13 protein-coding genes are annotated in these 12475 nt (G+C 70.1%); 9 read left to right on the top strand and 4 right to left on the bottom strand.

What is annotated here, in order from left to right:
- Window positions 1-73 precede the first annotated feature (73 nt).
- From dnaX to VNT59_RS00845, 7 genes are all read left to right on the top strand, one after another.
- On the top strand, window positions 74-1897 hold the full coding sequence (gene dnaX, locus VNT59_RS00875; RefSeq protein WP_325495684.1) for a DNA polymerase III subunit gamma/tau: 1824 nt from the start codon (window positions 74-76) through the stop codon (window positions 1895-1897).
- A gap of 46 nt (window positions 1898-1943) precedes the next feature.
- Entirely contained in the window at window positions 1944-2276 is a 333-nt protein-coding gene (locus VNT59_RS00870) for a YbaB/EbfC family nucleoid-associated protein (protein ID WP_325495682.1), read from the top strand.
- Entirely contained in the window at window positions 2273-2860 is a 588-nt protein-coding gene (gene recR / locus VNT59_RS00865; RefSeq protein ID WP_414708324.1) for a recombination mediator RecR, read from the top strand. The genes VNT59_RS00870 and recR overlap by 4 nt, the downstream gene beginning before the upstream one ends.
- Before the next feature lie 32 nt (window positions 2861-2892).
- Window positions 2893-3306, top strand: a complete 414-nt coding sequence (locus VNT59_RS00860; RefSeq protein ID WP_325495717.1) for an MAPEG family protein — start codon at window positions 2893-2895, stop codon at window positions 3304-3306.
- A 135-nt stretch (window positions 3307-3441) separates the two neighbouring features.
- Window positions 3442-4488 carry an ABC transporter substrate-binding protein gene (locus VNT59_RS00855; RefSeq protein WP_325495681.1) on the top strand — a complete coding sequence of 349 codons (1047 nt, stop codon included), beginning with the start codon at window positions 3442-3444 and terminating at the stop codon, window positions 4486-4488.
- A gap of 119 nt (window positions 4489-4607) precedes the next feature.
- Entirely contained in the window at window positions 4608-5507 is a 900-nt protein-coding gene (locus VNT59_RS00850) for an ABC transporter ATP-binding protein (protein WP_325495679.1), read from the top strand.
- Between the two features lies 1 nt (window position 5508).
- The gene (locus VNT59_RS00845; protein WP_325495677.1) at window positions 5509-6348 is read left to right on the top strand and encodes an ABC transporter permease; all 840 of its coding nucleotides are present in this window, start codon (window positions 5509-5511) and stop codon (window positions 6346-6348) included.
- A gap of 9 nt (window positions 6349-6357) precedes the next feature.
- On the opposite strand, the gene VNT59_RS00840 is transcribed toward VNT59_RS00845, so the two are convergent.
- The 4 genes from VNT59_RS00840 to gloB form a co-directional block, all read right to left on the bottom strand.
- Window positions 6358-8028 carry an alkaline phosphatase D family protein gene (locus tag VNT59_RS00840; protein ID WP_325495675.1) on the bottom strand — a complete coding sequence of 557 codons (1671 nt, stop codon included), beginning with the start codon at window positions 8026-8028 and terminating at the stop codon, window positions 6358-6360.
- A gap of 186 nt (window positions 8029-8214) precedes the next feature.
- Entirely contained in the window at window positions 8215-8712 is a 498-nt protein-coding gene (locus VNT59_RS00835; protein ID WP_325495673.1) for a YXWGXW repeat-containing protein, read from the bottom strand.
- A gap of 133 nt (window positions 8713-8845) precedes the next feature.
- Complete coding sequence (locus tag VNT59_RS00830; protein ID WP_325495671.1) at window positions 8846-10384, bottom strand: transglycosylase SLT domain-containing protein; 1539 nt, start codon at window positions 10382-10384, stop codon at window positions 8846-8848.
- Window positions 10381-11154 (bottom strand): hydroxyacylglutathione hydrolase, encoded by a 774-nt coding sequence (gloB, locus tag VNT59_RS00825; RefSeq protein ID WP_325495669.1) that lies wholly within the window; start codon window positions 11152-11154, stop codon window positions 10381-10383. The genes VNT59_RS00830 and gloB overlap by 4 nt, the downstream gene beginning before the upstream one ends.
- Between gloB and VNT59_RS00820 the strand changes: the two genes are divergently transcribed.
- Complete coding sequence (locus tag VNT59_RS00820) at window positions 11153-11953, top strand: class I SAM-dependent methyltransferase (RefSeq protein WP_325495667.1); 801 nt, start codon at window positions 11153-11155, stop codon at window positions 11951-11953. The genes gloB and VNT59_RS00820 overlap by 2 nt on opposite strands.
- Window positions 11950-12411 (top strand): ribonuclease HI, encoded by a 462-nt coding sequence (rnhA, locus tag VNT59_RS00815; RefSeq protein ID WP_325495665.1) that lies wholly within the window; start codon window positions 11950-11952, stop codon window positions 12409-12411. The genes VNT59_RS00820 and rnhA overlap by 4 nt, the downstream gene beginning before the upstream one ends.
- Window positions 12412-12475 lie beyond the last annotated feature (64 nt).

Raw genomic sequence — 12475 nt, 5'->3', positions numbered from 1 at the left:
GCCATTGTAGTGGCGACTGGCGCAGCCGTGCCGGGCGCAGGGCCGAAACGGGCCACCTCGTAGAATCGAGCGCATGTCCTACCTCGTGCTCGCCCGCAAGTACCGGCCGAAGACCTTCGGCGAAATGGTCGGCCAGGAGCACGTGGTGCGGGCGCTCGGCAATGCGCTGACGCAGCAACGGCTGCACCACGCCTACCTGTTCACCGGCACGCGCGGCGTGGGCAAGACCACCGTGTCGCGGATCCTGGCGAAGTCGCTGAACTGCCAGGGGCCCGACGGCCAGGGGGGCATCACGGCCACGCCCTGCGGCGTGTGCGACGCCTGCCGCGACATCGACGGTGGCCGGTTTCCGGATTACGTGGAACTCGACGCGGCATCGAACCGCGGCGTCGACGAGGTGCAGTCGCTGTTGGAGCAAGCGGTCTACAAGCCGGTGCAGGGGCGCTTCAAGGTCTTCATGATCGACGAGGTGCACATGCTCACCGGGCATGCGTTCAACGCCATGCTCAAGACGCTGGAAGAGCCGCCCGATTACCTCAAGTTCGTGCTGGCCACCACCGATCCGCAGAAGGTGCCGGTGACGGTGCTCTCGCGCTGCCTGCAGTTCAACCTGCGGCCGATGGCGCCGGAGACGGTGCAGGAGCATCTGGCGCACGTGCTGCAGGCGGAGGGCGTGGCGGCGAACGAAGGCGCGCTGCGCCTGCTCGCGCGCGCGGCCCGCGGCTCGATGCGCGACGCGCTGTCGCTCACCGACCAGGCCATCGCCTTCGGCAACGGCGCGCTGGAGGAAGCGGCCGTGCGCCAGATGCTCGGCAGCGCCGACATGGGCCACGTGCTGCGCCTGATCGAGGCCCTGGCGAGCGGCGACGGCAAGAGCGTGGTCGAGATCTCCGACACGCTGCGCGCCAATGCGCTGAACGCCGCGGCGACGCTGGAGGAAATGTGTTCGGTGCTGCAGCGCATGGCGGTGATGCAGGCGGTCCCGGGCGCCGCCGCGGCAGCCGATCCCGACGCCGCCGCCATCGCGCGGCTGGCCACGCTGATGCCGGCCGACGAGACCCAGCTGCTGTACAGCCTGTGCCTGCACGGGCGGGCCGAGCTGGGCCTGGCCCCGGACGAGTACGCCGCGCTCACGATGGTGCTGCTGCGGCTGCTGGCGTTCCAGGCGCCGCGCGAGACCGCCGAAGCATCCGCGGAAAAAAAAACTCTGATTGAAGCGCCGGCCGCGCCACCGGCGGTCGCCCCGACGGCGAGCGCGCCGCTGCGCCAGCCGGCGCCGCCGGTCGCCGCCGTCCCCGTGGTGCGGCCGGCGGACCCGGGCCCGACGCCGGCCGGAACGGCGCCCCCGGGACGCGTGCTGCCGGTGGTCGAGCCGCAGCCGGATCGCATCGCCCAGCGCACCTCAGCCAACGGTCAGCCGGCCGGCGAAGTGGTGGGGGTGCCGCTGCATGTGCCGCCGGAATCGGCTCGCGATGCGGCGGTCGCCGCCGGGCGCGTCGTGCCCACCGAGGACGGCGATTTCTGGCAGGCCACCGTGGCCGATCTCGTGGCGCGCGAGGCCGTGACGGCGCTGGTGCGCGAACTCGCGCTGCAGTCGCAGCTGGTCGCCCGCGACGAGGGCCACTGGATGCTGCGGGTCGAGCGCGAGTCGCTCAACCAGCCGGGCGCGCGGGAGCGCCTCAAGCAGGCGTTGCATGGCGCGGGCCATGCGGTGACGCTGAGCGTCGAGGTGGGGCCGGTGACCGACAGCCCGGCGCGCCGGCTGGCGGCGGCCCAGGCCGAGCGCCAGCGCGCGGCCGAGGAAATCATCCACGGCGACCCGTTCGTGCAGGCGATGATGCGGGACTTCGGCGCGAGAATCGTGCCTGGAAGCATCAAGCCAGCGGCCAATTCGTAAATCTGGGGGCGCGCCACGCGCCGCCCCCGCCAGACAAGGAATCAACATGTTCAACAAGGGACAACTCGCCGGCCTCATGAAGCAGGCCCAGGCCATGCAGGACAACCTGAAGAAAGCGCAGGAGGAACTCGCCCACATCGAGGTCGAGGGCGAGTCCGGCGCCGGCCTGGTGAAGGTCCTCATGACCTGCAAGCACGACGTGAAGCGGGTCACCATCGACCCGAGCCTGCTGGCCGACGACAAGGACATGCTGGAGGATCTCGTGGCCGCCGCGTTCAACGCCGCGGTGCGCAAGGCCGAGGAAACCTCGCAGGAAAAGATGGGCAAGCTCACCGCCGGCATGCCGGGCCTGCCCGGCGGCATGAAATTTCCCTTTTGAGCGCCAACGCCCTCAACGCATTGATCGAGGCGCTGCGCCGGCTGCCAGGCGTGGGCGTCAAGTCGGCCTCGCGCATGGCGTTCCACCTGCTGCAGCACGACCGCGCCGGCGCGCAAGTGCTGGCGCAGGCCCTGCAGAGCGCGGCGACCCAGGTGCGCCACTGCAGCCTCTGCCATACGTTCACCGAGGACGAGATCTGCGCCACCTGCCTGGACGCGCACCGTGACCGCACCAAGCTGTGCGTGGTCGAGACGCCGGCGGACCAGGCGGCCGTGGAGCGGACGGCGGCGTTCAAGGGCTTGTACTTCGTGCTGATGGGAAAGCTCAGTCCGCTCGACGGCATCGGCCCCAAGGACATCGGCCTGTCCAAGCTGTTCGAGCGCGCCACCGACGGCGTGGTGCAGGAAGTGATCCTGGCCACCAACTTCACGGCCGAGGGCGAGGCCACCGCGCACGTGATCGCGGAGGCGCTCAAGGCGCGCGGGCTGAAGGTGACGCGGCTGGCGCGCGGGGTGCCCGCCGGCAGCGAGCTCGAGTACGTGGACCTGGGCACGATCGCGCACGCGCTGGTCGACCGGCGCTGACGGTCAACGACGGGAGGGGAGCGGGAATGACGATGCAGATGGCGCGATTCACCGTCGCCTACTGGTGCGTGCTGCTGGCGGCGCTGCTGCCGTACGTGTGCGCGATGCTGGCGAAGTCGGGCGGCTTTCGCCGGCCGCGCTCGCAGGGCGGCTACGACAACAACGATCCGCGCGGCTGGCTGGCGCGCCAGACCGACTGGCATGCGCGCGCCAACGGGGCGCAGGCCAACAGCTTCGAGGCGCTGCCGCTGTTCATCGGCGCGGTGATCATCGCGCACCAGCTGGGCGCCGCGCAGACCACGCTCGACATCCTGGCGGTGCTGTTCGTCACGCTGCGCGTCATCTACATCGCCATGTATGTCGCCGGCCTGCCCACGGTGCGCTCGGCGGTGTGGGGCGTCGCCTTTCTCGTCAACGTCTTCATCCTGTTTCTCGGCTACCGCTGACCGCGCGAGCGCCGCGCCGGCGAAGCACTTCCAGCTTACGTGAAAACCCTCAGGGGATGTTCCCGATGCGGGTGTACGGACCCGCCCGTAAGCTCCGGCGCAAGCAACGGGGCATCTCAGAAGAGACCAGAAATCATGAATCGCATCATCCTGAACCGCAGAACATTCACCTCCGCCGCGGCCCTGGCGGCGGCCGCTGTCGCCGCACCGAGCCTGCGCGCGCAGGGCAAGCTCGAGAAGACCAAGGTCGCGATCGCCGTCGGCGGCAAGGCCGCCTTCTACTACCTGCCCCTGACGATCTCCGAACAACTCGGCTACTTCAAGGCCGAAGGGCTGGACGTCGAGATCTCCGATTTCGCCGGCGGCGCCAAGGCGCTGCAGGCGCTGATCGGCGGCTCGGCCGACGTGGTGAGCGGTGCTTACGAGCACACCATCAACATGCAGGCGAAGAACCAGTTCATCCAGTCGATCGTGCTGATGGGGCGGGCGCCGCAGATCGCCGTCGGCGTGTCGACCAAGAACGTCCCGCACTACAAGGGCCTGCCCGATCTCAAGGGCAAGAAGATCGGCGTGTCCGCGCCGGGCTCCTCGACCAACATGGTCGCCAACCTGGTGCTCTCGCGCGCCGGGATCCGGGCCAACGACGTCAGCTATGTCGGCGTCGGCACGTCGGCGGGGGCGCTGTCGGCGTTGCGCTCGGGCCAGATCGACGCGATGAGCAACACCGATCCGGTGATGACGATGCTGGAGCAGAAGGGCGACGTGAAGATCATCAGCGACACCCGCACGCTCAAGGGCACCCAGGAGGTGTTCGGCGGGCCGATGCCGGCGGCATGCTTCTACACCCACGCGGAGTTCGTGCAGAAGAACCCCAACACCTGCCAGGCGCTCGCCAACGCCATCGTGCATGGCCTGAAGTGGCTGCAGACGGCGGGTCCCAGCGACATCATCAAGACCGTGCCGGAGTCGTACCTGCTGGGCGACCGGGCGCTGTACCTCGCCTCGTTCAACAAGGTGCGCGAGGCGATCGCGCTGGACGGCATCCTGCCGGACGACGGCGCCCGCACGGCGCTGCGCGCGCTGGCCAGCTTCGACCCGCAGATCAAGCCGGAGAAGATCAACCTGGCCAAGACCTACACCAACGAGTTCGCGCGCAAGGCGAAGGACAAGTTCAAGGCCTGACGCCGGGACCTGCTTGCGCCGGCCCGCCGCCGGCGCCGCGCCGGGGCGAAGCGCCCCCGCTCAAGCCACAATGGCGCCGCCGCCGACCGCCGGCACGGCTCACGCCTTTCGGGAGCTCCATGTCCGACTACGCGCTCGAACTCGACCAGATCACCGTCACCTTCACGTCGCCCGATGTCCCCGGCCAGCGCTATACGGCCGTGGCCGACACGACGCTGCGCATCCGGGCCGGCGAATTCGTCTCCGTGGTCGGCCCCACCGGCTGCGGCAAGTCCACGCTGCTGAACATCGGCGCCGGCCTGCTGGCGCCCTCGGCCGGCACGGTGCGCGTCTTCGGCGAGCCGCTGGTGGGCATCAACCGGCGCGCCGGCTACATGTTCCAGTCCGAGGCGCTGATGCCGTGGCGCAGCTGCATCGACAACGTGATGGTGGGACTGCAGTACCGCGGCGTGCCGGACGCCGACGCCCGCGCGCAGGCGCAGCGCTGGCTCGAACGGGTGGGCCTGGCCGAGTTCGGCGACCGCTACCCGCACCAGCTCTCGGGCGGCATGCGCAAGCGCACGGCCCTGGCGCAGACGCTCGCGCTCGACCCCGACATCATCCTGATGGACGAGCCGTTCAGCGCGCTCGACGTCCAGACCCGCCAGCTGATGGAAAACGAGGTGCTGGAGCTGTGGGGCGCGGACAGCGGGGAGCGCCGGGCCGGCCCCGGCCCGCAGCCGTCGGCCCCCGCAGGGAGCGGTCGCGCAGCGCCCGCAAGCCAACGCGGGCGCAAGGCGGTGCTCTTCATCACGCACGATCTCGACGAGGCGATCGCGATGAGCGACCGCGTCGTCGTGCTGTCAGCCGGGCCGGCGACGCGGCCGATGGGCGAGTTCGAGATCGACCTGCCGCGACCGCGCGACGTGGCCGAGGTCCGCACCGACCCGCGCTTCGTCGAGCTGCATTCCCGCATCTGGGCCGTGCTGCGCGACGAGGTCCTCAAGGGCTACGCCCAGCAACTGAAAAAGGCGGCCTGACATGCTGGCGGCACTCAAGCCTTCGGGGCGCAACATGCGCGCGTGGCAGGTCGGCGTGCTGATCGTGTTCCTGGCGCTGTGGCATGTGATCACGCGCAACGAGCAGTACGCGTTCTTCCTGGGCGAGCCGGTCAAGGTGGCCGGGCGCGTCTGGTCGTGGTTCCTGCCGTGGGAGGTGGCGCCCAATGCGCTGTTCCCGGATGGCCTTGCGGGCCGCGCCGACGTCTACCTGCACCTGGGCGTCACCCTGCTCGAGACGGTGCTGGCGTTCGCGATCGGCACCATGCTGGGGCTGGTGTTCGGCCTGTGGCTGGCGCTGGCGCCCACCGCCAGCGCCATCCTCGACCCCTACATCAAGGCCGCCAACTCGATGCCGCGCGTGATCCTGGCGCCGATCTTCGCGATGTGGTTCGGCCTGGGCATCTGGAGCAAGGTGGCGCTCGCCGTCACGCTGGTCTTCTTCATCGTGTTCTTCAACGTCTACCAGGGCGTCAAGGAAGTGAGCCCCGTGGTGCTGGCCAACGCGCGCATGCTGGGGGCCAGCCAGAAGCAGCTGCTGCGCACGGTGTACCTGCCCAGCGCGACGAGCTGGGTGTTCTCCAGCCTGCACACGTCCGTGGGGCTGGCGTTCGTCGGCGCCGTGGTGGGCGAGTACCTGGGCTCGGCCCGCGGCGTCGGCTACCTGATCCTGCAGGCCGAGGGCACGTTCGACGTGAACACGGTGTTCGCCGGGATCGTGGTGCTCACGGCGTTCGCGCTGATGCTCGACGGGCTGGTCGGCCGCATCGAGAAGGGGCTGATGAAGTGGCAGCCCCGCCAGGGCGAGACCGAGAAACTCTGAGCCGCGCGCTCAGGCCGGCGCCAGCGTGCGGTTCGCCGCGCCGGGCAGGGTCCGCAGGTTGGCGCCCGGGAACACCCGATAGTTGTTCTCCAGCACGCCGTCCACGAAGATCCAGTTCGCCGTCGCGGCGGCCGGCGTGAGGGTGACGATCACGTAGCCGCGATGGCTGGTCTCCGCGTACTTCAGGTCGGGGATCAGCCGCATCAGCGCGTTGGCCAGGAACGGCGGGGAGATGGCGCGGTGCTCCTGCTCCAGGCCGGTGGAGGTGACCGACGGCGCCGCGAATTCGACGCCGACGCTCTTGCCGGCGCCGTCCTTCAGCTCGCTGGCCCAGGCGTTGTGGCTGTCGCCCGACAGCACCACCAGGTTCTTGTCCAGCGTGCGCGCCGACGTGAACAGCTTCTCGCGCGCGGCGGCGAAGGCGTCCCAGTATTCGAGATCGAGGGAAATGCGCGGCTGCGCGATCAGCGCCTTCTGGCGGTCGGTGCGCCCCGCTTCCGGCGCGTCGAGCGCCTCCAGGTACTCGTTGATCGCGCCTTCGCTGAAGTTGTCGTAGATGCTCAGCGGAACCAGCATGCGCCCCATCAGCACCTGCTGGCCGAGCACCTGCCAGGTGGCCGTCGACGCCTGCAGGCGCGCGTCGAGCCAGGCGGCCTGCTCCTGGCCGAGGATCTGGCGGGTGGGTTCGGCGCCGGCGCCGGCGAGGTACTGGTCGCGCGAGATCGGCGCGTCGCGCCCGATCACCCGCGCGTCCAGCATGTGCAGCGAGGCGAGGTTGCCGAAGTCGAACGAGCGGTAGATCTTCAGCGGGTCGGCTCCGGTGCGGGTGGGCAGCCACTCGTGGAAGGCCTGCACCGCAGCCGCCCGCCTGGCCTCGAAAGCCGGCCCCGTCTCGCCGCCGCCGCCGCCGCGCCAGGTGCCGTTCGCGATCTCGTGGTCGTCCCACACGGCGATGATCGGCATCAGCGCCCGCACCGCGCGCAGGTCCGAGTCGGTGTGGTACCACGCGTAGCGGTGCCGGTAGTCCGCCAGGCCGCGCAGCTCGCCCTGGGGGTCCAGCTTGCGCCCGAGCGCTTTCGCGGCGGCCTGCTCGGCGTCGCTCAGGCCGGTCTCGTAGATGTAGTCGCCCAGGAACAGCCCCGCGTCGAAGTCGCCCCGGGTTGCCGCATCGGCATAGACATGGAACTGGCCGAGCGGATAGGCCGCGCAGGAGAACACGGCCAGTCGCACCTGCTGCACGCTGCCGACCGGCAGCGTCTTGGTGCGCCCGGTGCGCGACACCTCGCCGCCCTGTCGGAAGCGGTAGTGATAGACGGTGCCGGGCTGCAGGCCGGTGGCATCGACCTTGACCGTGTAGTCGCGGCTGGCGTCGGTGGTGGCCGTGCCGGAGCGCACGATGCTGGCGAAACGGTCGTCGCTGGCCACGTCCCACTGGACGTCGACCGGCCCGGTCATGCCGTTGACGCGGGTCCACAGGATCACGCGGTCCGACAGCGGATCGCCGCTGGCCACGCCATAGCCGAAACGATCCTCGTCGGCGTGGCCGTCGCCGCCGCCGCAGCCTGCGAGGCCCGTCCCCAGGGTCAGGGCCGCACCGGCGGCGCCCAGCACGAAGCGGCGGCGCCCGCCGTCCGGCGGCCGACGGGGATCGAAGACGGGCTGGTCGTGCGGTGCGGTCATGCGGACTCCTGTTGGGGCGGTGGGCCCGCAGGATAACGGCCGAGGCGCGCCCGCCGTGTAGGGTTCGGCCGACAACGTGTAAGCGCGCCGTCCGGCGCCGGCAGCGGCGAGGCGAAAAAAAGCCCGGCGGCAGCCGGGCTTTCACTCGCAGTCGGCGGCCGCGCCAGGGCGGGCCGGCCATGGCGCTTACCAGCGCTCCGGATCGTTCGGGAAGCGGTCGTCGCGGTTGCGCACCCCGTCGCCGTCGCGGTCGCGGTCGTCGGCGTTGGCGATGCCGTCACCGTCCAGGTCGCCGTTCGGCCCGTAGCGGTGGCCGCGGCCGCGCTCGAAGTCGCGGTCGCTGTAGCGGCCGCTGTCGGCATACCGGTCGTGGCGCGGGACCCAGTCGCCGCCCACCAGCACCCAGTCGCCGTTGCCGCGCTGCACCCAGTGCGGCTCGCGGTATTCATAGCCCGAGCGGGCCGTCAGCCAGTGGCCGCGCACCCAGACGTACTGGTTGCCGCGCCACTCGTAGTGGCCCGGGGCCCAGACATAGCCCGGGCGGTCGGCTGGCATGGCCTCGTCGAGCGGCGCCGGCGGCGCCGTGCGCACGATGGCGGTGTACTGCGCATGCGCGGCGGTCGGCAGCAGGCTCATCAGGGAGCTGGCGGCCACGACCGCGCCGAGGAAAGTCTTCTTGAACATGGTCAATCTCCTTTCGGAAGCGATGCGACCACTGTGCAATGACTGCGAGCCCGACCGTATCGGACCGGGGAGGAAAAAGCCGTCGGAGCAGTCCTGCGCGACCGTCGCGGCCGGGCCGGACGGCCCTGGCGCCTCAGCGGCGGGATTTCCTGGCCTTGCCGGCGTGGCGCTGCTGGGGACCGTGCGCCGCCTTGCGTGCGGGCGCCCCGGCGCCAGTGCGGTGCACCATCCGGCCCGGCACGCGCGTGGCGGCGCGCACCGGCAGGTACAGCACGACGCGCTGGCCGGCTTTCAGCGCAGCCGTCGCGCTGACGTCGTTCCAGTCAGCCACCTGGGCCGGCGCCAAGTGGTAACGGCGGGCAAGGCTGGCCACGGTCTCGCGCTTGCCGGCCTTGACCGTCGTGCGGCGAGTGACGATCTCGGGCGCCAGGCTCAGCTGTCCGTTGTCGGCGATGTGGTCCGAGACGTCGTGGTCCATCTTCGCCGTGCGCGGCACGATCAGCACCGAACCGGCCTTGATCAGCATGCGCGGCGGAATGGCGTTGACGGTGCGCAGGTCGGCCTCCGACATGCCGGTGCGGCGCGCCGCTTCGGCGGCGCTCATGGTGGACGGCGCGCTCCACGCGGTCCAGCTGGCGTACTGGCCGGCGTTGTAGGCGTCGAAGTTGCGCTTGAAGACGGTGGCGTTGTCCCACGGCAGCAGCACCTGGGGCGTGCCGGCCGCCAGCACCACCGGGCGCTTCATCGACGGATTGAGGGCCTTGAAATCGTCGATCGACACGTCGGCCAGCCGCGCGATCAGTTCGACGTCCATGTCGCGGGTCAGCGTCACCGACTGGAAGTAGGGATGGTTGCCGATCAGCGGCAGTTCGGCGCGCAAACCGTCCGGATTGGCGACGATGTTCTTCACCGCCTGCAGCTTCGGCACGTAGTTGCGCGTCTCGTTGGGCATGTTCAGGTCGGCGTACGAGGTGCCCAGGCCGGCCCGCTGGTTGCGCGCGATCGCCCGGCCCACGCTGCCCTCGCCCCAGTTGTAGGCGGCCAGCGCCAGGTGCCAGTCGCCGAACATGGTGTGCAGCTTCTGCAGGTAGTCGAGCGCGGCGCGGGTCGAGGCCAGCACGTCGCGGCGGTCGTCGCGAAAGACGTTCTGTTTGAGCTCGAAGTCCTTGCCGGTGGCGGGCATGAACTGCCACATGCCGGCGGCGCGCGCGCTGGACACCGCCTGCGGGTTGAACGCACTTTCGATGAAGGGCAGCAGCGCCAGCTCGGTGGGCATGTTGCGGCGTTCGAGTTCCTCGACGATGTGGAACAGGTACTTGCGCGAGCGCTCCGTCATGCGCTGGATGTAGTCGGGCCGCGAGACGTACCACTGCTCCTGCTGGCGCACCAGGTCGCCTTCGAGGTTGGGCATCGCGAAGCCGCGGCGGATGCGGTCCCACAGGTCCGCCGGCGGCTGCAGCGCGGCGACGGCCTGCGACGACAGGTCGGCCTTTGCGATCGGGCTGAGCGGGCCGCCGGGAATGACGGAAGGACCCCCGGGCTTGGCGGCCGCGGTTGCAGCCGCCGGATCGGCGGTCTTGGCATCGGCGGGGGCGGGACTGGATGAAGGCGGGGTGGCGCAGGCGGCGAGCCAGAGCGAGGCAGACAGGACCGCGGCGTGGAGCAGCTTCATTTGTATTGGTTCTTCCAGTTCCGGATGGTGGCAAACACACCAACTTCATCCGGCGGGGTGGCGGCGTCGTGCGCGCGGGCGGCCTGCGCCACGGCCGGCAGCCGGGTGCGCAGGAACGGGTTGATCCGCTTTTCTTGCTCGATGGTCGAGGGCAGGGTCGGCAGATCGCGGGCGCGCAGTTCTTCGCAGCGCTGCGTGTAGCTGATCAATTCTGCATTGCCGGGTTCCACGGCGCGGGCGAACTTCAGGTTCGAAAGCGTGTATTCGTGCGTACAGCACACCCGCGTCGCCCCGGGCAGGGCCGCCAGCCGGTCCAGCGAGGCCAGCATCTGCGCCGGCGTGCCCTCGAAGAGCCGGCCGCAGCCGCCGGAAAACAGCGTGTCGCCGCAGAACAGCAGCGGCGTGCCGTCCACGTCGGGGCAGTAATAGGCCACGTGCCCCGCCGTATGACCGGGCACGTCCAGCACCTCGAACCGCAGGCCCAGCGCGTCGACGCCGTCGCCGCCGGCGACCCGCGTGAGCGGCTCGGGAATGCGCTCGCGCGCCGGGCCGAACACGGCGGCGCCGGTCGCATCGCGCAGCGCCTCCAGGCCGCCGATGTGATCCGGGTGATGGTGCGTGACTAGAATCGCTTCCAGTTGCAGTCGATCACGCTGCAAGCAGGCGAGTACGGGCTGCGCGTCACCCGGGTCCACGACAAGGGCCCGGCGCCCGTTGTGCAGCACCCACAGGTAATTGTCTTGGAAAGCCGGCAGCGGTATCAGCTTCATGAGCGAGCAGATTATAGGAATGCGGCAGTGGTTCGAAACGCCGCCCGGCCGTTACCTGCTGGCCTGGGAGCGGGCCGAATTCGACCGCGCCGTCGGCGACATCTTCGGCTTCCATGCGCTGCAGCTGGGCCTGCCCGAGCTGGACACCTTGCGGGCCAACCGCATGCCGCACCGCTGGCTGGCGGTGCGCGAGCCGGTCCCGCAGGAAGGCAGCGCGGTGCGGCCGGCGTTCCATTGCGACTTCGCCGCCCTGCCGTTCGAGGAGAACAGCATCGACCTGGTGGTGCTGCCGCACTCGCTGGAACTCAATACCGATCCGCACGCGACGCTGCGCGAGGTGGAGCGGGTGCTGGTGCCCGAGGGCAAGGTGGTGATCTGCTGCCTCAACCCGGCGAGCCTGTGGGGCCTGCGGCAGCGCCGGGCGCACCTGTACCGGCGCCTGGGCTTCGGCGAGCTGTACCTGCCCGACGCCGGCGACTTCATCGGCTATTGGCGGCTGCGCGACTGGCTCCGGCTTCTGAGCTTCGAGGTGGAGTCGGGCAGCTTCGGCTGCTATCGGCCGGCGCTCAGGACCGAGCAGTGGCTCGATCGCTACGACTGGATGGACGCGGCGGGAGAGCGCTGGTGGCCGATCTTCGGCGCCGCCTACTTCCTGGTGGCGGTGAAGCGGGTGCGCGGCATGAAGCTGATCGGGCTGCCGTGGAAGAAGGTGAAGAAACGCGCGACGGCGCCGGTGGCGGTCGCCAACCGGCAGCCGACGTACCAGGAATATCAGGAATACCAGGAAGAGCATTCGTGAACGGTGTGCATATTTATACGGACGGTGCCTGCAAGGGCAACCCGGGCCCGGGGGGATGGGGCGTGCTGCTCAAGTCGGGCAGCACCGAGAAGGAGCTGTTCGGCGGCGAGTCGCAGACGACCAACAACCGGATGGAGCTGCTGGCGGTGATCCGGGCGCTCGAGGCGCTCAAGCGGCCCTGCGCCGTGACGCTGCACGTCGACAGCCAGTACGTGCTCAAGGGCATGACCGAATGGCTGGCCGGCTGGAAGGCCAAGGGCTGGCGCACCTCGACCAAGCAGCCGGTGAAGAACGTCGAGCTCTGGCAGGAACTCGACGAACTGGTCAATCGCAGCGGCCATGCCATCGAGTGGCGCTGGGTGCGCGGACACAACGGCGACCCCGGCAACGAGCGCGCGGACGAGCTCGCCAACCTCGGCGTCGAAGTCGCGTTGGGGCGGCGCGCGCCCAGCGTGTAAAGAGCCGGTAAATCCTTCGCCACGCAGGCGGCGGGCCGTGCCATTCGGGTCCATGCGAATACGC

This window comes from Ramlibacter sp., from assembly GCF_035554825.1.
Classification (GTDB): Bacteria; Pseudomonadota; Gammaproteobacteria; order Burkholderiales; family Burkholderiaceae_C; genus Ramlibacter.
Note: the sequence above shows the minus strand (reverse complement) of the source record. Positions and strands in the feature narration are given on the sequence as shown.

Excerpts from the sequence above, each read along its gene's own strand:
- dnaX (WP_325495684.1), top strand. The coding sequence starts at position 74 with ATGTCCTACCTCGTGCTCGCCCGCAAGTACCGGCCGAAGACCTTCGGC.
- VNT59_RS00870 (WP_325495682.1), top strand. The coding sequence starts at position 1,944 with ATGTTCAACAAGGGACAACTCGCCGGCCTCATGAAGCAGGCCCAGGCC.
- VNT59_RS00860 (WP_325495717.1), top strand. The coding sequence starts at position 2,893 with ATGCAGATGGCGCGATTCACCGTCGCCTACTGGTGCGTGCTGCTGGCG.
- VNT59_RS00855 (WP_325495681.1), top strand. The coding sequence starts at position 3,442 with ATGAATCGCATCATCCTGAACCGCAGAACATTCACCTCCGCCGCGGCC.
- VNT59_RS00850 (WP_325495679.1), top strand. The coding sequence starts at position 4,608 with ATGTCCGACTACGCGCTCGAACTCGACCAGATCACCGTCACCTTCACG.
- VNT59_RS00845 (WP_325495677.1), top strand. The coding sequence starts at position 5,509 with ATGCTGGCGGCACTCAAGCCTTCGGGGCGCAACATGCGCGCGTGGCAG.
- VNT59_RS00840 (WP_325495675.1), bottom strand. The coding sequence starts at position 8,028 with ATGACCGCACCGCACGACCAGCCCGTCTTCGATCCCCGTCGGCCGCCG.
- VNT59_RS00835 (WP_325495673.1), bottom strand. The coding sequence starts at position 8,712 with ATGTTCAAGAAGACTTTCCTCGGCGCGGTCGTGGCCGCCAGCTCCCTG.
- VNT59_RS00830 (WP_325495671.1), bottom strand. The coding sequence starts at position 10,384 with ATGAAGCTGCTCCACGCCGCGGTCCTGTCTGCCTCGCTCTGGCTCGCC.
- VNT59_RS00820 (WP_325495667.1), top strand. The coding sequence starts at position 11,153 with ATGAGCGAGCAGATTATAGGAATGCGGCAGTGGTTCGAAACGCCGCCC.
- gloB (WP_325495669.1), bottom strand. The coding sequence starts at position 11,154 with ATGAAGCTGATACCGCTGCCGGCTTTCCAAGACAATTACCTGTGGGTG.